Origin of the sequence: Faecousia intestinalis (genome assembly GCF_040096185.1) — a bacterium.
Lineage (GTDB): Bacteria > Bacillota > Clostridia > Oscillospirales > Oscillospiraceae > JAZOXB01.
The window spans coordinates 59,834-77,899 of the sequence record NZ_JBBMFF010000270.1; the positions used below are offsets into that span (position 1 = coordinate 59,834).

General features: G+C 53.4%; 19 protein-coding genes. 1 reads left to right on the forward strand and 18 read right to left on the reverse strand.

All coding sequences use genetic code 11. The features are described 5' to 3' along the window. Positions 1-29 precede the first annotated feature (29 nt). The 13 genes from WMO66_RS13815 to WMO66_RS13880 form a co-directional block, all read right to left on the reverse strand. Complete coding sequence (locus WMO66_RS13815; RefSeq protein WP_009249991.1) at positions 30-986, reverse strand: nucleotidyl transferase AbiEii/AbiGii toxin family protein; 957 nt, start codon at positions 984-986, stop codon at positions 30-32. After that, complete coding sequence (locus tag WMO66_RS13820) at positions 973-1,737, reverse strand: type IV toxin-antitoxin system AbiEi family antitoxin domain-containing protein (protein ID WP_009249990.1); 765 nt, start codon at positions 1,735-1,737, stop codon at positions 973-975. The genes WMO66_RS13815 and WMO66_RS13820 overlap by 14 nt, the downstream gene beginning before the upstream one ends. 141 nt (positions 1,738-1,878) lie before the next feature. Beyond that, the gene (locus tag WMO66_RS13825) at positions 1,879-2,388 is read right to left on the reverse strand and encodes a DUF3849 domain-containing protein (RefSeq protein WP_009249989.1); all 510 of its coding nucleotides are present in this window, start codon (positions 2,386-2,388) and stop codon (positions 1,879-1,881) included. 91 nt (positions 2,389-2,479) lie between these two features. Further along, on the reverse strand, positions 2,480-2,770 hold the full coding sequence (locus tag WMO66_RS13830) for a CD1845 family protein (protein WP_009249988.1): 291 nt from the start codon (positions 2,768-2,770) through the stop codon (positions 2,480-2,482). Positions 2,771-2,861: 91 nt separating this feature from the next. Beyond that, positions 2,862-3,206 carry a plasmid mobilization protein gene (locus WMO66_RS13835; RefSeq protein WP_009249987.1) on the reverse strand — a complete coding sequence of 115 codons (345 nt, stop codon included), beginning with the start codon at positions 3,204-3,206 and terminating at the stop codon, positions 2,862-2,864. Beyond that, positions 3,203-3,901, reverse strand: a complete 699-nt coding sequence (locus tag WMO66_RS13840) for a hypothetical protein (protein ID WP_009249986.1) — start codon at positions 3,899-3,901, stop codon at positions 3,203-3,205. The genes WMO66_RS13835 and WMO66_RS13840 overlap by 4 nt, the downstream gene beginning before the upstream one ends. 2 nt (positions 3,902-3,903) lie before the next feature. After that, positions 3,904-4,836 carry a DUF4316 domain-containing protein gene (locus WMO66_RS13845; protein WP_009249985.1) on the reverse strand — a complete coding sequence of 311 codons (933 nt, stop codon included), beginning with the start codon at positions 4,834-4,836 and terminating at the stop codon, positions 3,904-3,906. Positions 4,837-4,848: 12 nt separating this feature from the next. Continuing rightward, a complete protein-coding gene (locus WMO66_RS13850) occupies positions 4,849-5,481 on the reverse strand; it encodes a hypothetical protein (RefSeq protein WP_009249984.1) in 633 nt (210 codons plus the stop codon). Positions 5,482-5,492: 11 nt separating this feature from the next. Then, complete coding sequence (locus WMO66_RS13855) at positions 5,493-5,948, reverse strand: hypothetical protein (RefSeq protein WP_257362925.1); 456 nt, start codon at positions 5,946-5,948, stop codon at positions 5,493-5,495. A gap of 227 nt (positions 5,949-6,175) precedes the next feature. Next, positions 6,176-6,553, reverse strand: a complete 378-nt coding sequence (locus WMO66_RS13860) for a cysteine-rich VLP protein (protein WP_009249982.1) — start codon at positions 6,551-6,553, stop codon at positions 6,176-6,178. Further along, complete coding sequence (locus WMO66_RS13865; protein ID WP_349136976.1) at positions 6,550-8,658, reverse strand: DNA topoisomerase 3; 2,109 nt, start codon at positions 8,656-8,658, stop codon at positions 6,550-6,552. The genes WMO66_RS13860 and WMO66_RS13865 overlap by 4 nt, the downstream gene beginning before the upstream one ends. Before the next feature lie 51 nt (positions 8,659-8,709). Beyond that, positions 8,710-9,735 carry a DUF5688 family protein gene (locus WMO66_RS13870; protein ID WP_009249980.1) on the reverse strand — a complete coding sequence of 342 codons (1,026 nt, stop codon included), beginning with the start codon at positions 9,733-9,735 and terminating at the stop codon, positions 8,710-8,712. Between the two features lie 206 nt (positions 9,736-9,941). After that, on the reverse strand, positions 9,942-10,490 hold the full coding sequence (locus tag WMO66_RS13880) for an SLOG family protein (RefSeq protein ID WP_330621745.1): 549 nt from the start codon (positions 10,488-10,490) through the stop codon (positions 9,942-9,944). 90 nt (positions 10,491-10,580) lie between these two features. Between WMO66_RS13880 and WMO66_RS13885 the strand changes: the two genes are divergently transcribed. Then, positions 10,581-10,895, forward strand: a complete 315-nt coding sequence (locus WMO66_RS13885) for a helix-turn-helix domain-containing protein (protein WP_009249977.1) — start codon at positions 10,581-10,583, stop codon at positions 10,893-10,895. A gap of 145 nt (positions 10,896-11,040) precedes the next feature. On the opposite strand, the gene WMO66_RS13890 is transcribed toward WMO66_RS13885, so the two are convergent. From WMO66_RS13890 to srtB, 5 genes are read right to left on the reverse strand one after another with little or no spacing between them, the layout of a single operon-like run. After that, a complete protein-coding gene (locus tag WMO66_RS13890) occupies positions 11,041-11,454 on the reverse strand; it encodes a dUTP diphosphatase (protein WP_009249976.1) in 414 nt (137 codons plus the stop codon). Next, positions 11,444-12,178 carry an FAD-dependent thymidylate synthase gene (locus WMO66_RS13895; protein WP_435387809.1) on the reverse strand — a complete coding sequence of 245 codons (735 nt, stop codon included), beginning with the start codon at positions 12,176-12,178 and terminating at the stop codon, positions 11,444-11,446. The genes WMO66_RS13890 and WMO66_RS13895 overlap by 11 nt, the downstream gene beginning before the upstream one ends. A 25-nt stretch (positions 12,179-12,203) precedes the next feature. After that, the gene (locus tag WMO66_RS13900) at positions 12,204-12,629 is read right to left on the reverse strand and encodes a hypothetical protein (RefSeq protein ID WP_009249974.1); all 426 of its coding nucleotides are present in this window, start codon (positions 12,627-12,629) and stop codon (positions 12,204-12,206) included. Continuing rightward, positions 12,590-13,072 (reverse strand): hypothetical protein, encoded by a 483-nt coding sequence (locus tag WMO66_RS13905; protein WP_009249973.1) that lies wholly within the window; start codon positions 13,070-13,072, stop codon positions 12,590-12,592. The genes WMO66_RS13900 and WMO66_RS13905 overlap by 40 nt, the downstream gene beginning before the upstream one ends. Before the next feature lie 57 nt (positions 13,073-13,129). Then, the gene (gene srtB / locus WMO66_RS13910; RefSeq protein ID WP_044983842.1) at positions 13,130-18,046 is read right to left on the reverse strand and encodes a class B sortase; all 4,917 of its coding nucleotides are present in this window, start codon (positions 18,044-18,046) and stop codon (positions 13,130-13,132) included. Positions 18,047-18,066 lie beyond the last annotated feature (20 nt).

Genomic DNA, 18,066 nt, shown 5'->3' on the forward strand with positions numbered 1-18,066 from the left:
TGTATTCGTTATAGTGCCGGTGTATCTTTTTACTTTGGCATCCGCCCGCCGCATTTCCATAGTGCCATCGGGTGATGTTCAACACGCGAGAGAATATCAGCATCGTCAAACAAAAGGCCCGGCTGATAGTTTCCCTCTGCAAAAGCCTGCCAGAAGGACAGCTCCGTATCTTCCGGTTTTAGAATCGCGGCTAAATAATCCTTTACCTGTTTCTGCGCACAGGCCAGGTCAAAGCGTTCTCCACGGCGCAGCACCGGTGTAAGGTCCGTCCTGATTTTCCGTGCGGATATGCTGCCGATACCATTGAGGTCAAAGTATTCCGGCACGGTTTCCGAAGCAATCGCCGCGTAGAACATGATACACTTTCTGAAAAGCGGTTCCTGCGTCTCGTCAAACAATCCATACTTTTGCATATTGAACATATCATATAAATCCCGCGGGGCCGCCCGGTTTAAGAGGGCGACCGTCTTTGCGGAGAAGATTTCCAGAGGATCAACGTTTAATACTGTAAGCTCCTGATCGTTCCATGGCAAATAAACCGGTCTGCGGGAAACAGGCAGCACATGGCAGCGGAGCATATAGTTGATCTCAATTTTCAGGTTGTCTTTCATTCCTCCGGCATTCACATACTCGTACACGAAGGAATCCAGCGCGTGGTATTGCTTTGATTTCAAACTCAGCGTATAGCCGGAAGCCGCCATGTATTTTTGTATGTGTTCATTGATCTGCTCCCGCTCCGCTAGCATAGCTTCCCTTGATACATCCTTTGAGAAATCCAGGTCTATATCAACCGACAGGCGGGGCAGATCAAAAATCGTCAGATTGATCGCCGTGCCGCCTTTCAGGGCAAGGCTGTCCGCAAGCAACCCATCGCTTTCCATAAAAGAAAGAACATCCGCGAGGCGGCAGACTTTCTCAAAGGTGTCACGGACAAAGCCGAGTTCTTTGGCCTGCCTGCCAAGCGTAATACGGTCAAAGCGCATCATAATCAGTTACCCCCTTATTTATGATCGTTTTCAAATCTTTTGGAGCAAACAGTTTCCATCTGTTATGAAGGACAAAATCGCCCTGCTTTTCAAAGAGATAGGTTTTACTGGCAGAAGACCGTTTTTCACATTCCACAAAAAACGGTTCCGGTAAAGACAGTTCCTCTTTCCATGCTTCAAGAATAAATCCGGCCTTTTGATATAGCTGCGCCCGGCCATACAGTTCCAGCGCGTCAAGCAGTTTGCTGTAATCAAGCGAAGGAATCAGGAGAAGGCAGCGCAACAATTCTTCCAGGCCTCCGATTTTTTCAAAATCCGCTATACTGTCTATCACGGTCCGCTCTAAAGAAGTCACGCGGATGCCGGTGTCTGTTTTTATGATGTCCGTATTTCCCCGGCAGGCCATCGGACAGTAATTTACGCCGTCATAAGAGAACGGGCGGACGCGCTTTTGGGTGGTGAAGTACACATCATAAAAAACCTGGTTCGCATATCCGTAGTATTCAAAGGCGCTGTGGTGGGACACACAGGCATCGTCTGTCACGCGGGAAGCTATCTGGTAGCGGTTCGGGATCGCCTGTCCGGTTTCCATGCTGATGACCGCATATAGATTGCGGCGCACACGCTCGATATATCCTTTTTGCAGATAACTCTTTATCTGCCATACAGCGGAACTTTCTGATCCGGCGAGCTGCACCATATCATCATGTGTAAAACAGCGCAAAGCGGCAAGCTCTTTGTATCGTTCCATTGCACAGCCTCCTTTTTTGTTTTCATTATAACGCAAAGCAAGAGAAAATACAATGGTTTTGAACGGATTTAGAAATAATCGTTTTTTGAACTGCACGAAGCAATAGGGAAAGTATCTGTTTTGTGCGAATTTGAAAATGTATTAACGTTCCGGCTCTTTCCGTTTTGTTGGTGCATGTACGGCTGCCGTCCGCTCTGTACTCTGTTTTATGCCTTCGCGGATCGAGACTTTCTTCCCATGTTCCTTTGTATAATCGAGCCGGGCCTGCGTAAGAAAGAGATCGACAAGTCCGGGGTGGCTACGATCCACCACAAAGTAAACATTCCGATCTTGGCCGAAGCCGTCCGGGTTCTCGTAGACCGGAATGGTTTTCGCCCAGGCTTTGTTATCGCGGGAAATACGCCCATCCCAATCCTTTTGCCGGACCGTGCCCGCAAGCACATAAAACATCCGGTCATAACCGAATTGTTCCAAAACCTGATGTACTGCCTCCGTTCCGAGGCGGTTATCCCGGTAGTGATCGGCAATGGCCTGTTCGATTGCCTCCTTACAGGCGATATTTGCCTTATAGGAAGCACGGTATTGTTCCAGTTCTCCATGCTCACGCACATAGGAAGCCGGATAGATATATAGCTGTGTTGTGTCTTTCATGTGATCCCTCCAAATAGAAAAAGCTGCCTTGTGAGACAGCCCCGAATAGTGAAAAAGAGGGCGGGACACCGAAAATGCCCCGCCCATAAGTTTATCCAAATACAAAATCTTTGAGTGCGTGGTTTGCGCCGCCGATCATCCCGACCAGCCAGGCCGCCGCCATTGGCAGACCGTAGGGGCTTATCAGAAACGCGATCACCAGCCATGCAAGCCCGGCCCACACTCCGGCAGTAAAGAACAGCACCAGCGACGCCAGAAATACAATGCCTGATAAAATCCCCAGCACCGCGCCGGATGCGATCACCAGGAACTTGCACACCAGATAAAGAAGCCCCGTAACCAGGACAAAGGGAAACGCCAACAGTTTGAATATCAGACGCATAGGTCAAGCCTCCTTCCACGGGAAAATATCATGTCCCTCTGCCAAAATTCTACCGTGCCGGTTCCCGGAAAGCAACGGCTATTTTCTCCGTTTACGAAATGTTTGCAAATCCCCGGAGCAGCTTATCCATACCATTCCACAGGTCATCCAGCCGGGTACGCAGATCTTCCACATCCGCAGCATAAACGCTGCCGGTTTCATTGGCACGCCGGGTGTACTGGTTTAAGTTGTTGGAGCAGATACGAAGGAGGCGTATCATTTCCTGAATGTCGCCCATATCCAGGTGAATGATGTAACCGTCCACCGCCATTTTGCGGAGATAAGCGGAAAGGTTGGTGATCCCCAGCTCTGCCATGCGCTCTTTTATCAAAGCAGCCTCCGCCTCGGTCAGAACAAACTCCACACGGACAGACCGCTTATCCCGTCCGCCCTTCATCGGTCCAGCCCGCCTTTATGGGGTGCGCCTCTACCGGGAGCAGCGACGGCGGCCTGGGCCTCTTTGAGCCTGCCGCGCATGGACGCCTTTTTTAATTTTTCCATGTATTCCTGAACATTGCCCGGCTTTGCATGGTAATCCCGTTTCAGCCGTTCCCGGCGCAGGATCACCGCCAGCTCCCGCTCGCTTTCCGGCGCGTACTGCATGGATTTTGGCGTGCCGTGCTCCGGCATAAGCTCATTGATCTGCCGTCTCCGGGACTGATAGGGCAAGGTAAACTGTACGCCGTCCTCGAATGTCACCGTTACCCGGTCAATGGGACAGGACAGTGATTTCACCCGCTCCACATGGGAAGGGTAATCCAGAGGGTAGATGGTGCCGGTCACTTTTCCATCCTGCAAACCATCCAATGTAAGGGCATAAGCTAAAATCGGGTCATTCGTCTGCTCATGGTAGAACATCCACACTTTATTTTCATTGCTTTCCTGTAGATACACCTCCCGCTCGCTCAAACAATAGGTGCCGCAGGGCCGTGACATCCAGAGAAGGCGCCGCTCCTCCGGTTCTCCTGATAAGGCCACCTTTTGGATCAGTTCTTTATCCACGTCAAAATCTTCTTTATAATGCTGTGTATGCAGTTCTACGACCTGCCCCAGAAAGTCCAGTATGTCTACGCCTTCAAATTTGGTCCCCATACTCAAAGCCCCCTTTCCGGGACAGGCGGTGTGATCTGCCTTGCCTCATGCTCCGGGCGCTCGGATTTCAGGCGGTCCAGGACAGAGGGCTTTTCTTCCGGCAAGGTCTCCGGGGCAAGCTCCCGGATTTCCTCGTGGGTCTGGCCGTCCGTCAGGTCCGGCTTCACCGGGGGCTCGTTGTTCAGCCTGCCGTCCAGCATATTATAATTGCCGGTCTGTCCTTCCTCGTAAAGCTCCGCGTTCCGCAGATAGCTTTCAGGCGGCTGGAAGGGCTGCCCGGCGAACAGGATTTCCCGCTGTGCTTCAAACTGCCGGAGAACGCCGTTTTGTAGCCGGGCAAACTCCGCATACTGATCCGATGTAAGCCCACGCTCCAGCATTTCCGCCTGAGAATGGGCCCAGCCCTCACCGTAGAGGAAATAATACATATCCGCCCGGTCTGTGACAAAGCATAGGGAGCCGTCGCCGTTATCGTAATAGGAGGTAAGCCCGTCCTGATAGTGATAGTGTTCCTCGCGGCCCAGATAGACCCGGTTGTCTGCCGCAAGCATGGCGACCATGCCGGCATAATTGCTGTGTACCGCGGAACGGATTTCCACCAAAGGGTCCGGATCTTTGGAAAGCTGCCTGCCGGGAATCTCATTCAGTTTTTCCATCGCCGCGTTTCGGGGCGTCTGTTCCTCATGGGCGCGGGCAGCTCTGTCCGGCTGTGTTCCGTCCTTTCGGACAGCACCCGGTTCCGGTTCCTTTTCCTTTACAAAATAGTGGACGTTGGCAGTCGTGCGGCTGTTACACTCCTTCGCGTAAGCCTCGGCTGTCTCCTGGGAGGCAAATTCAAGGGGCCTGCCGGCCTCCTTGCACCAGCTTTCCGCCCGCCCAAAGATTGAAGCGGCGCTGCGCACCGCCCATACACCGTAAGTCTTTTCTTTTTCCATCGGCACCTCCTGTTATCGTTCCTGCTGCTTTTCCGGTTTTAGCCGGGCAGACGGTTCCGCTGTTTTCGTTTCTTTAAGCTGCTGCCGGAGGGAGGGCCTTTGTTCCGGCTCCGTATCTGTGATATTCACATACTCGCCGATGATACAAAGCGCCTCGCCATAGCTGCCGGAAGCAAATACCCGGTCCTTCATTTCCTTTGCCTGGTCTGTAAGCCCATGCTCCCGCAAAGTGCGCTCAGCGATCCCCACCAGGTTAAAAATATTGCCGTCCTGCCCGATCAGCGCGCAGTCCGGCTTTTCCGGCTCCGGCGCCGGTTCCCCGATAAACCCGCCCAGACGGTTGGGGACAAAATCAGAGAGCCATGTGCCACCGAAAGTCTCATGGGTCTGCAAACGCCACATGGCAAGTTTCCCAATCTCCAGGTCCACACCCTCAAAGGGATAGAGCAGACAGGGAGAATCATTATACTCAAAAGCAAAAATATCCTGGAACTTCGCGCCGTTTTTCAGAATACCGGCCTCGGTGAACATTTCATTGATCCCGTCAAGCCATTCCTGCAGCTCGCCGCCGCAGCCCTGCAAAATCAGGCCGCCTTTTCCCTCCATACGGCGAAGGTCCTCTGTTTCAATATGGTTGATACTCAAAAAATCGCCTCCTATCGTTGTTGTTGGTTTTCTTTCCTGTGCCGGACAGCTTTGCCCTCCGGCGTTTTCCTTAGCTGCTGCCGGAGGGAGGGCTTTTGTTCCTCTTTCTGTAAATCCGTAAGGATCGCAGATAAGGGCTGTTCCCACCGGCTCCCGAAGCCCCGTACCACCGTTCCGGCCAGAGCACCGTTTTCCCTGAACATTTCCAGCGTGTCAAAAGCCCGGTCAAAAAGAGAAATGTTTCCGGAATCTACACATGGGGCAAAGTGGATCACCCCTTTGGGATAGTTCCTGCCGGTCCCGATCCAGCCCCGCACAAAATCGTCAAAATCTTTTGTGATTCCCGCATCTGCCAGCTCCACGGCATGGCTGGCATTTACAAGACTTGTTTCCTGATACTGGCGGCCCAGGACCAGCACGCCGGTCTTTGGATTGAACAGGAAGCGCCGGTTGCCGATCTGCTGCATGTCAATGGCCTGCGTCCTGGTATCGATCCGCATGATCTCCGGCACAATCGGTATTTTTTCTATAAGCATCCCTCCAAACTGTCATAAAAATAGAGCACTAAAATGCGCCCTTTGTCCGCAACTTAGCCCCATTTCAGAGGCCGGGAGTATTCTAATATAGGCGCCCCGTAAACAGGGCCTTAAAACCCTTGAAAACACTGGCCTGATTGGGCTAAGTTGCGGACACATCACCCTCTGTTTTGCCGCCTGCGCCGTTTCCGTTCCCGCTCGGATTTCCGTCTGGCAAAGCTACGGCAAAAATCCGAACAATACGCCTGGCTTGTGACCGGAAGGTAAGCCTTTCCGCAGACCGGGCATATCTTCTGCCTGAGAGAAGTATCTTCACCGGTCAGGGCAGATTCCAGCTTTGGCTCCGTAGGCAGCACCGCCGCCCGGAAATAACGGCAGAACGCGCCGGTCCACCATTTATTCAGCATGTAGCAGGGACAGTCCAGGGGGAGGCAGAGCTTATCCTGGCAGTCATAGTTGGCGCACAAACTCGTCACCAGCCTTCGGATTGCCGCCCGCTCGGATCGTGTCAGTTCTCTTTCCGGTGGGGCGCTCATTTGCGCCCACCTTTCCTCGCCGGAAATTCCAGCTTGAAATTCACATACTTGCCGCCCGTATCATCCAGCACCACAACCGCGTCATAGGTCCGGCCCGTTTTTTCACTGTAAAGCCCGGACATAGAAACGCGGCCCTCTTTCAGAAGGGCCGCCGCAACGGTTTTTGTCAGGGTTTTCTTCTTACCTGTAAAGAATTTGTTATATTTCCAGAGGGCAAAGGAGCAGTCTCGCTTTTCACAGAAAAATCCCTTTTTGCCCTCATACACAGTGCCGCCGCAGCGGGGACAGGTGCCGACAGCCTCGCGCCGGGTTCCTTTTGCGTAAGGGAACAGGCCGGCAAACCGTTCCTCCGGTGCGGTATGTTCTTTGACAAGCCCCCTGTTCATATCGGCGATCCCTTCCATGAAAGCCTCCGCACTGATCTCGCCGCGCTCCACCTGTTTTAGTCTGGATTCCCATTCCGCGGTAAGCAGCGGGGATTTAATATTATCCGGCAGGACCGTAATCAGGTTGGTTCCCTTTTCCGTGGGAATGAGCTGTTTTTTCTTTCTCTGCACAAAGCCGGTTGTTACCAGCTTTTCCAGTGTAGCCGCACGGGTAGCCGGGGTGCCTAAACCCTTGCGCTCTGCATCCTCCGGTGCGTCTGCCGCGCCTGCCGTTTCCATAGCTGCCAACAGGGAATCCTCCGTATAGTGCTTTGGCGGGGAGGTCTTGCCTTCCCGGACGCCTGCTGCCACCGGTTCAAAGGTCTGGCCCTGGGTAAGCTCCGGCAAGGCCGCGTCTGCGGGGTCCTCCTTTTCCAGTTCCGCCTGTTTCAGCCCCATGCGGTAGAGCCGTTCAATTTCCTTCCAACCTACCTGCAAGACGGTCTTTCCTTTCGCTGTGAAGGAATGGCCTGCACAATCCAGTACCACCGTGACCGCCTCAAAGCGGTGCGTCTGGCCGGTGGCGCAAAGGAGCCTCATGGCGATCAGCGCCAAAACATCCCGTTCCCCGGAAGGGAGAGCAGACAGGTCCGTCCGGGCGATCTCCACGGTGGGAATAATGGCATGGTGGTCGGTGACTTTACTGCCATCCGTTACCCGGTCAATATCCGGTTCTTCCAGGCATCCTTTCCCGAAAGGCATGTTGTCCCGCAGCCACAGGATCAGGGAGGCGGCGGTTGCCTGCATATCCTCGGTCAAATACTGGCTGTCGGTACGGGGATAGGTCGCCAGCTTTTTCTCATAGAGGGATTGCAGGTAGTCAAGGGTCTGCTGGGCGGTGTAGCCGTAGATACGGTTACATTCCCGCTGCAAGGTCGTCAGATCATAGAGGCGGGGAGGCTGTACGGTCTTTACCTGCTTTTCCACTGAAAGGACAGAAGCCGTCTGCCCGTCACATTCCCTGCGGATTGTCTCTGCTGCCTGTTTTTCCGCCAGCTTATCACCGGAAGCAGTAAGACCGCCGCAAGTGATCTCTGGGACATAGAAGGGCCTGCTGGTAAATGCCTGAATCTCTGCCTCACGCTGCACCAAAAGCGCCAGCGTTGGGGACATGACGCGCCCGACATTCAGGGTGACGCCGTACAAGACAGAAAACAGCCTGGTCGCATTGATCCCAACCAGCCAGTCCGCACCGGCCCGGCAAACCGCGGCCTCATAGAGACGGTCATAATCCTTACCGGGGCGCAGGTGTTCAAAACCGTCCCGGATCGCCGCGTCCTCCATACTGGAAATCCAGAGGCGTTCCATCGGTTTCCTGCACCCGGCATACTCATAGACCAGACGGAAGATCAGCTCACCCTCGCGTCCGGCGTCAGTGGCGCACACCACGGAATCCACCCGTTTGTCCTTCATCAGCCGGCACAGGAGGTCAAGCTGTTTCTTCTTGTCCTTCGGCACCTCATATTTCCATTCGTCCGGCAGGATCGGCAGATCGCCATAGCGCCATCTGGCATACTGTTCCCCGTAGGCTTCAGGCTGTGCCAGCTCCAGAAGGTGGCCGACGCACCAGCTCACCAGGTAGCCGCCGCCTTCCAGATAGCCGTCCTTTTTCTCATCTGCGCCCAATACCGCCGCCAAAGCCATAGCGACAGAGGGCTTTTCTGCAATCACTAATTTCACTTGTCATCCTCCATTTCTTTGAATATAGAAAAGGCAGCCGCATAGCTGCCCTTATAAACTCGGTTCCTGTTTTGCCGCTGTTTTTTCCTTTGGTGCTTTTTCTGCCTGTTCTTTTACCTGCGCCTTATTTTCTGCCAGCCGTTCCAGGAGCCCCTTTTCCTGTTTCCGGCCAAGAGTTTTTGCCGCCCGGTCATAATACTGTACCTTATCGGAAAGAAGGTCAGCCGGAGCCACCTGGGTCGCATTAACTTCCTTAACCATGCTTTCCAGTTCCTTTGCCTGCATATCGCCATTATCCGGTACGATCAGCACCTCATGTATAGACGAGGGGAGAACATAGAAATTCTTTCCAAGCAGCTCACCGATTTTATCCAGAACCCCGTCCCGCGCAAGAATCCCGGAACCGTTTACTTTGCTGGCATTTGTCAGAACATACATTGGCATAGTAGCTGCATCCAACGGTTCTGTGCACTCAAACAGATTTTCAGGTTTTGACGAGAACATGATTTCGTCCATCATATCTTCCATACTGTAAAAACAGACCGGGCTTCTTTCTGTTTCTGCCGCAACTGCATCCTGATGAAGCTGCTCTTTAGTAACACCCCACAATTCCATCATACGATCTGTAACAACAGCAGAGGCAACACCCTCTTTGCTCTCCATGACCTGAATCCGGTAGACCGCAGCCAACTCTCCGCACGGGGTAAACGGTTTATCTTTCAAATACTCCCGGTTTTGTTCAGGATCGCATAGACGGATAGCAAGCATGGGCTTTACTTGTCTGTAATCCATTAAGTCCGATACTTCAAAGGGAACCCTGGTATCTTGTTCCGTCCTGATCTGTACGATTTCCCGTATGATTTCATCCATTGGCCGCCCCTGCGCAAGCTGCTTGGCATAGGGTTCCAAATAGATTGTCGGGACAGTAATTTCTCCGTCGTTTCGGATCATAAGGCCGGTAAGCCTCCGGTCATTTCCTTTTGTCACTTCTTCCAGAGTGATATGAGCCTCCTGATACTCCGGCGGTAAATACTCCCGGATATGGTTTTTGATATATTCCGCAATTTCAGTATTCATCTATTATTCCTCCGTTCCATATTTTCGTAACCTTCATCCGCCATTTTTCCTGCCTGCATCAGACAGAGCAGCACAACGCCGGCTACCGTACCGGCTGTAAATGCGATAAGGTGTGTTATGATACTCCACATAAAAATGCCTCCTTTCGGGCAAAAGAAAACGCCCACTGTCCAAGTGAGCGCTGTGCCAAGTTGTCTTATTCTGTTTTACTTTTTCGGGAAATAGATTTCTCCCACGGGTATTTCCCGCAGTTCTTTTTTCATTTGATGTGCGAAGCGGATCGTCCTTACGGTTCCGCCTTTTTCCCGCCCGTCATACACCGCGATTACCCGGTCAGAGTGTTCCACCATATAGCGGTTGCGGTGGGAATAGACGCTGGGCTGGTATTCCTCCTGTATCACAACCACATCACGGCAAGCCTCCAGCATTTCATAGGTCCGCCTCTTTGCCCTGAGACTGTCCAGCCGTTTCTGATATGGGATTACGGCAATCAATTCCAATGAAGGATCATCTTTCTGCTTTTCCATAACTATTTCCACAAAATACTGATCCACGCCCTCCGCGACCCCACTCATGAAGCAGGTAAAGCCGTCCGCAACCGATTTTTCAATTTCACGCAGCAGGGCAGCCTTTACATAGTTGATCTGATTCTGCGGTAAATCCCTGTGTCCCGTGACACAGCATGTTTTCTTTTTCATCTGGCACCTCCGATAATAGATTAAAACTACCGCCTTGCTATAGTGTAGTAGGTTTATTTTAGCAAGTCAACGCAAATACCCTTTTTCATCTACCGAATATTTACCTCCTGTAAGGTACAATCTATTATGCAGAAGGAGGTGACTATGATGTATGAAGATTTTGTCCCGGAACGGCTGGCAAAGCTAAGGGCGCTAAAGGGAGTATCTGCCCGTGACATGTCTTTGTCGCTGGGTCAGGCGAACAATTACATCAATAACATTGAGAATAAGAAGTCACTTCCCGCCATGCAGTCCTTTTTCTACATCTGCGAATATCTCGGCGTAACACCCCAGGAATTCTTTGATGAAGGAAATGCCTGCCCGCAGACACTACAGGAATTTATGACTGAGGCCAAAAAACTGGACTCAAAATCAATGGAATATATTCTCGGCATTATGAAAGAACTCAATAGCAAACGGTAGAGCGGCCAGCAGTTGGCCGCTTTTCTTAATATTGTATCCGGTAATGTCCTGATAATGTCCCATCCCTATACCGGCGATAATCCCTGTTTTGTCCTAAAATGAGCCGCCTTTTGTCTGGCGGCTCATTTTCCTGCTGCACTCTTTATCATTTCCCTGTACTGCCAAAGGCGCCGGTGCCCCGCTGCTCCCCAAGCTCTGTCACAAAATCCGCGATCACCACCGGCGTAATGACGAGCTGGCCGATCCTTGAACCTTTGGGAATGTGCCGCGTCTGGCTGCTCACATTGCTAAGAATTGCATGGATTTCCCCACGGTAGCCGGAATCTACAGGCGGCAGCTCGCAGACCAGCCCTTTGACAGCCATGCTGCTGCGGGGGAACACATATCCGGCAAACCCATCCGGCACCTCGATCCCAAATCCCAGGGGAATTTTCGTAATCTCGCCGGGCTGTAGGGTGCAGTCATAGGGCATATACACATCCGCGCCGGCATCGTTCCCATGTGGCCGGTAGGGTCTCTGATCCTCCGGCACGCCAAAATCGATCAGCTTAATCTTCATGGGCGCCGCCTTCCATAAGCAGCGGGTAATCCGCCGCCAAAATCCCGCCGGGCGTCATGCTGCCCGCGATCTTTCTTTTGCAGCTCATTTTCCCCTCCAGACATTGATCTCTCTGGCAGAAAGGGCCGGTAAGATCGGGAGCAAAGAGTACCTGGCTCAATGAAAAAAGCTCCTGCCAGATTTTCAGGAGCACGATCCGGGTCTCGTCCGTATTGCGCCGGCATACCCGCTGGCCGATGATATGTTTCCACTGGTAAGGTGTTGCGCTGATAATCAGCACATTCCTAAGGCCCTGGGGCGTGACATAGCCCGCCGCGTCGTGCCCGATCCCTGCCGCGCACAGTTCTTCGTAACAATCCATATCGGATTTACAGCTTTCCAGATACATTTCCTGAATTGCCTTCGGCGCAGTCAAAATCTCATAGGGTACAGCAAAATCCGCCTGTCCCGCATAGTTGCTGTACTGTAAGGACGCACTCATAAACTTTACCTCGTTCTGGTGCCTGGTGATCTGCGCAAGGAAACGCCTGCTTGCGCCTACAATGGCAACGGTGATAACCGCGAATTTCTGGATCGTGGGGTGCGGGAGCTTGCTGATCGCCGTTACGGTATCATTGCTGAACGACTTTTCATAAAGCGCCGTCAGATCCTCCATTGTATTGATCTTATGCCCGCGCTGGGTAAGCCTGGCCGCAAACACCATGTTTTTCTCGGCCTCCGCCACCGCCTGGCAGTTCAAAACCTTTACTTCAATTCTGTTGATTGGTCTGTCCCTCCTTTACAATCGCTTTCAGTAAAAACAGATAGTTAAGACTGTCTGTGATCTTCTCGTCCCATGTGCCGGCGTCAAAGCTCATGCCGTCGGCAAAGCACATGTCATACAGGGAAACGATATGCTTTGCCAGCATCCCGGCAAGGGCACGCTCCGGTGTCGTGTGCTGTAAAGCAGCGGCAGCCTTGAAAGCCCCCAGCCGGTCCGTATCGCCCCCTGTGTATTCCTTTGTTTTCTTTTGCAGGATTTCCCTGCATAGAGCCACCTGACCGTCAAAAACGGCATTGACCTCTTTCTGCGTGATAAGGCATCCCTCCTTTGAAAATGGTTTTGTCCCGAATCCTGTATAGAATCCGTGACAGTTTACGCGCTTGGCAGATAAATCCAGTCGTGCATCAGGCACACGCTCGGCTCGTCCTCCCTGGGGACCAGCCGGTAGGTACATTCCCCGTACACGGTCCGCTTGTCCTCGATCTCCATTTCATAAGCCTTGTAAAAGCGGTATTCGATATTGGAGATAATACATTTAAGCGTCTGCAATGCCTCCCGCTGGGAAGTCACGATCAGGTCACGGTCCACGCTGCGCTGTAGGAACAGTAGCGACTTGTAAAGCTGTACCTCCGTGCGGTAGGGCCGGCAGTCCATCGTCTCCAGCCAGTGGCAGAAAGCTACCGGGCCGCTCAGGGCCAGTTCCCGCTCGGGGTGGTAATACTCGTAGCAGTCCAGGTTGGCCGTGTTCAGCAGGTACAGCATTTCCCTGATCTCATTTTCCGGCATGTCGTAAAACCTAAGAAGGGAGCGGTACAAATGCACATAGCCGGGTATTGAAACAATGGTATTCACCATAGAAAAAATCCTCCTTGTAAATGACTGGTGCGGGAGCACATGCCCCCGCACCGGTTTTCAGTCTGCTTCGTTGTTTACTTCCACCAGCTTTGCCATGACGATGAAGCGGCTCGCGCCTCCGGGCGTGCAGGTGGAAAGGGTCAGCACCTTATCGCTGCTTGTCACCGTGACGTCCGTTTCCACAACAGAACGCTCCGCCATAGCGGTAAGCCAGGTCGTATAAGCGCCGTCATCCTTCCAGCTAAGACGCCAGGGAGAGGTATCGCTGCCGGATTCGGAAGGCTTTGCCACAAACGCCGCGAAAACCTCACAGAGATAACCGCCCTCCGGGGTCACAAGGTACATCTGCTTATGGGTATCAAAGTAGCTCTGTTCGTCATACTCATTCAGGGCGGCGAACATGGAGCCGTCCCGCATGTTATGTCCGTAAATAATGGTGTTCCGGTCAGAAAAATCCGCCTTGTTCTCATAATCCGCGAACAGGCATCCCACCTTATTGTAGGTGCCGTCATACAGGTGGTGCAGGTAATACTCGTTGTCATCCGCCTGCGTTACCGGGTAGTTGATCACCGTATCGGGAAGGGTAAGCCACCCGATGATGTCCGGCCCGCTTTCCCGCAAAGATTCAAAATCCACCATAGGAAGAACCACGGAAGGGGCTGACCCAGCAGGTTCCGTTTCAATGGGTGCGGTCCCGGTCTCCATATCCTCCGGTGTTTCGGTCCGCTCCGGCAGCTCCACCAGTCCTGCGAGGTCATCATAAGCCCCGGCGCTTTCACTGTACTGGCAGAGGTCACGGACCATCAGGAAGCCGCTGCCTAACGCCAGTGCCGCGCAGAGGGAGAGGGCCGCAATGCCCGCAGCCTTTGTCTTAGGGGTCTGTCTGCTGTATTTCCCCTTCTTGAAATAGAGGGCAGCAAACATCCCACCGCCGATCAGAGCCAGCGCCAGAAGGCCGCCGTACAGGAAAATGAAATTGTCATCACCGGTCTGCGGTACTGCCTTATCAGGATTAGACGGTGTGGAAGGCTTGGACGGTGTTTTCGGATTATCAGGAGTTTCCGGTTTTTCTGGTTTCTCATTAAAGAACTGGACCGTTGCGGTCTGGTCCGCCTTGATCTCCACCGTGGCCGCGTCAGGAATGATATAATCCTTGCTTGCACGGTTGGAAAGCTCGGTTACGGTATAAATGCCGACGCGCAGCCCCTTGACCTCGATCACGCCGGATTTCGGTGTGGTGAAGGTCTCACAGTAAGAACCGTCTGCGCTCTTGACCTCAATGGCAAATCCGTCCTTGCGTCCGTCACTGGAATCTTTGGTGATTTTCAGGTTGCCGCGGTATGCCTCATTGGTAAATCCCCGGCCTGCCTCGCCGTTTTCGATCACAACGGTCTGGCCGTCCTCGGTGATCGCAAAGTAATAAGCCTTTTCGTCAGGCTGGTAGCCCTCCGGCGCTTTCTTTTCTTTTACGAAATAGCCCTTAGCCAGAAGATCCTCCGCCATGTGGAATCCGCCGTCTGTCTCTTTCAGGGCGCCGACCAGCGTATCTTCGGCATCCAGCTCCTTGTTGCCGTTGGCGTCCTCATACAGTTCAAACACCGCGCCGGAGAGGAAGCGCAGGAAAGTATTCTCCTTATCGCTCTCCACAGAGGAAGGTTCATCCACCGCCTCGGTCTTATGGAGCTGCACCCGTCCGCGGATCAGGGTATTATCCACGCGGAATTCGATTGTCTGGCCGTCCGCACCGATATAAATGTGGTGTTCCTCCGGGCTCACCGTATAGAGCGCGGGAGCGGAAATTTCCTTTACAATCCAGTGACCGTAAGGGATATTCTCAAAGGCAAAGCTGCCATCCTCACCGGTGGTTACGGTAAGCAGCGCGTTTTCCTCGGTAAATTCTTCGGTGTCAGGCTTAAACAGGCCCATCACCGCGCCGGCCAGCTTCACATCTTCGCCAACCTCCGTGCTCTCGCCATATTTCACACCGTCAATGCGTCCGCGGAGCAGGTCATTGGGAACAGCCTCGCCCTCATTTATCAGGATAGAGACAAGAGCAGCCTCCTGACCCGCATATTCAAAAACTACCGGGTATTTGGTATCGGAAAGCACATAGGCGCTGTTGGTGGTGCGCTCCTGCACATAATAGCTGCCAAACGGAAGGTCGGAATCAAAGCAAGCGTCATAGCCGCCCGCCTCATTTGCGGAAACGGAGACCACTTCCAGAAGCCCGCCTGCCGGGATCACGCTGCCATCCGCCGCCGTCAAGTCAGCGGAAGCATACAGACCAAAGGAAATGTCCTTGTATTCCTCATTCATGCCAAGCCCGAAAAGCTCGTCTGTTTCCAGAGCTTTGAACAGGGCAACATCCACTTTCTGGCGCTCGTCATACAACCCTACTGCGGTCTGCGTGACCTCCACGGTCTCGCCCGCGTAGGTCAGCTCCGCATATTCCGGGACAGCATTTACGACCATGCCAGCCGGCGCCTGCCGTTCTTCCAGACGGTAGCGGCCCAGGTACAGAAGTACGCTTGTGGCGGTTCCATCTTCCCCGGTGGTAAGGGTCTCTACAACTGTGTCCTTTGCTACTCGGAGGGTCCCGTCGCCGGTGTAAATATCCTCGTCAGCGATCACATCATAAACTGCGCCGGGAAGCCCGGCCACTTCATATACCGGCTGATACAGGCCGTCGTTTTCCTGGACGGAAGCGAACACCTCGCCGGTCTTTGTGATGGTGAGCTGGCCCTTCTGGGGCATGTTGTACTGTGTGACGGTCACAACCGCCTCGCTGCCGTCAATGGTGAACGGTACGGGCTCACTGGAAAGGACATAACCGTAAGGAGCCGCCACCTCATAAAGCTCATAATCCCCGGTATGCAGAGGTTCCGGCAGCATGAGCCAGCCTTCGTCCGAAACATAGAAGGTATCAAGGGTCTCCGGGTTTGGGTAGAAGATTTCCTGGGTGACAAATTCCCCGGTGGAAAGGTCCTTGATCTGGAAGCCCGTGCCGGTCATCGGGATAATGCTCCCGGTCTCGGCGTCGCATTTCTCCACCTTGAGCCTTGCGGTAATGGTGCGGTTATTCAGAATATAGCTGTAGGTCTGGCCGTCTGCGGAAATAAAGACGGTAAAATCAGGAATGAACGCCTTGCCTTCCTCACCGGCTGTCTGGTGGACCGTATAATGGCCGTAAGGCAGCATTTTGGAGGAAGTAAAGCCGTCGCTGTCCGTGGTGAGCAGGTCGCGCTCGCTTTCCTTCGCCGCATCATAGCTACCCGCCGCCTTCAAGTAGATTTCAAAGACGGCGCCGGCCTCCGGGTGCTCGATCACACCCTCATTCGGTTCTTCCGTATTTTCATCTTCGGACACATCCGGGTCCGGGTCGTCCGTATGCTTGACAAGCTGGATATTGCCATAGATCACGGTTTCCGTGACCTGGTTCTCCGTAGTGTTCAGCTCCACCTCGTACAGCGCCGGGGAAGCGCCCACCTCATAGACCGTATCATTCAGAAGATAACCGGTGCTGGGCTCGATTTCCCGTACCGTCCAGCTATCGCCGCAGACATAGTAACGGGTCATAAAGCTGCCGTCCGGCCCGGTGGTATAGGTATCTACCAGCTCGCCATTGTTATAAATCCCATAGGTCGCCCCGGCAAGGGTGGCGTCGCCCTGGGCGGTCCCGGTGTCCGCGTCGCTCTTTACCACATGCACGCGGAATTTCTTCAAAATATTGCTGAAATGGACGGAAGCAGTCTGGCCGCTCTCAATAGTGATGTACTGTGCGGAAGGGGTCACATAGCGGTCAACCGGGATTTCCGTCACCAGGTAAGTGCCGGGCAGGAATTTCTTTTCCACCTGGCCGTTATCCCCGGTAGTAACAGTCTCATTGACTTCATTTCCCAAAATATCCGTGCCGGAAATGCGGAAGGAAATGCCGGACACAATGCCGTCCTCACTGGTCTTGACGATCTTCGCGGTGCCGTAGGTCTCCGTTTTGATGTTCATAAAGAAGGAAACCGGGTCGCTGGCGCCGGTCATCATGGTCTGATAACCAGGGCGGCCCCAGATCAGCATGTCGTTGGCAACCGGAATGTCTTTTCTGAACTCAAAGCTCACCGGCTCCATAATCATGTTTTTGCTGGTGAAGGTGTACTGGTTGCCGTTCCTGCTCACGGTCACGCCGCTGCCGGAAAGCATTTGCAGGTCGATATTCAGGTTGTTGGTGTCGGTAACAGTCAGGGTATAGACCTTTCTGCTGGTGTCCCATTTCAGTTCCAGAACAGGGGCATCCCCCTTATTCGCCGCGGTAAAGGAAGGGACGGTGGAGTGGGACGCCACCTGTTCCAGAATCCAGTTGTATGCCTTTTCCGCAGGACGCCCGGCAACCACGCTGTAATACTGGTCCGCCGAAGCGTGGCCGTTGCTGTGCCGGCTGTAGGGGTCGCTGCGAAGCTGCTGCTGGTATTCCCAGAGGATGATCTGCGTCGCCATTTTATAATCGTCCTCATTGATTCCGGAAACAGGAAGGGAGGCGCCGGGTTTCCAGCCATAGATCGCAGTCAGGGTAATGCCGCGCCTGGCAGCGGACGGGAGCATATTCAGGTAATCGCTGTTGGTCCCGTTCTCCGAAGTATAGGTATTTTCGGAAGTGTTGTAGGGAATCCCGCTCTCCACGCAGTAGACCGAATGGGTCACGCCGTCCGAATCTGTCAGCATGTAGTGCCGGTAGGCGCTGCCGCCGGAGCCGGAACGTTTATCCGTGGTTCCGTCTGAATTGTAAGCAAGGAAATTGGTAGGCACCGGGGAATAATAATGCTGCCCGTCAGACCCTACATACTGGTCGCCCAGCCAGGAGCTTGCTTTCTGGCCCACGCCTGCCGCAAACGCCTGGGCGGGAAGCAGGCTAAAGACGCATACCGCGCAGAGTAAAAATGCCACGATCCTGTGCAGACCGCGGCGGTGTGTATTCGTTTTCATATTCACGATAGAAAGACCTC

What these genes read in the sequence shown, in the direction of transcription:
- WMO66_RS13840 (WP_009249986.1), bottom strand. Translation starts at nt 3,901, where the DNA reads ATGGGGACCAAATTTGAAGGCGTAGACATACTGGACTTTCTGGGGCAG.
- WMO66_RS13855 (WP_257362925.1), bottom strand. Translation starts at nt 5,948, where the DNA reads ATGCAGCAGATCGGCAACCGGCGCTTCCTGTTCAATCCAAAGACCGGC.
- WMO66_RS13845 (WP_009249985.1), bottom strand. Translation starts at nt 4,836, where the DNA reads ATGGAAAAAGAAAAGACTTACGGTGTATGGGCGGTGCGCAGCGCCGCT.
- WMO66_RS13905 (WP_009249973.1), bottom strand. Translation starts at nt 13,072, where the DNA reads ATGGTGAATACCATTGTTTCAATACCCGGCTATGTGCATTTGTACCGC.
- WMO66_RS13820 (WP_009249990.1), bottom strand. Translation starts at nt 1,737, where the DNA reads ATGGAACGATACAAAGAGCTTGCCGCTTTGCGCTGTTTTACACATGAT.
- WMO66_RS13890 (WP_009249976.1), bottom strand. Translation starts at nt 11,454, where the DNA reads ATGAAGATTAAGCTGATCGATTTTGGCGTGCCGGAGGATCAGAGACCC.
- WMO66_RS13885 (WP_009249977.1), top strand. Translation starts at nt 10,581, where the DNA reads ATGTATGAAGATTTTGTCCCGGAACGGCTGGCAAAGCTAAGGGCGCTA.
- WMO66_RS13870 (WP_009249980.1), bottom strand. Translation starts at nt 9,735, where the DNA reads ATGAATACTGAAATTGCGGAATATATCAAAAACCATATCCGGGAGTAT.
- WMO66_RS13825 (WP_009249989.1), bottom strand. Translation starts at nt 2,388, where the DNA reads ATGAAAGACACAACACAGCTATATATCTATCCGGCTTCCTATGTGCGT.
- WMO66_RS13835 (WP_009249987.1), bottom strand. Translation starts at nt 3,206, where the DNA reads ATGAAGGGCGGACGGGATAAGCGGTCTGTCCGTGTGGAGTTTGTTCTG.
- WMO66_RS13830 (WP_009249988.1), bottom strand. Translation starts at nt 2,770, where the DNA reads ATGCGTCTGATATTCAAACTGTTGGCGTTTCCCTTTGTCCTGGTTACG.
- WMO66_RS13815 (WP_009249991.1), bottom strand. Translation starts at nt 986, where the DNA reads ATGATGCGCTTTGACCGTATTACGCTTGGCAGGCAGGCCAAAGAACTC.
- srtB (WP_044983842.1), bottom strand. Translation starts at nt 18,046, where the DNA reads ATGAAAACGAATACACACCGCCGCGGTCTGCACAGGATCGTGGCATTT.
- WMO66_RS13860 (WP_009249982.1), bottom strand. Translation starts at nt 6,553, where the DNA reads ATGAGCGCCCCACCGGAAAGAGAACTGACACGATCCGAGCGGGCGGCA.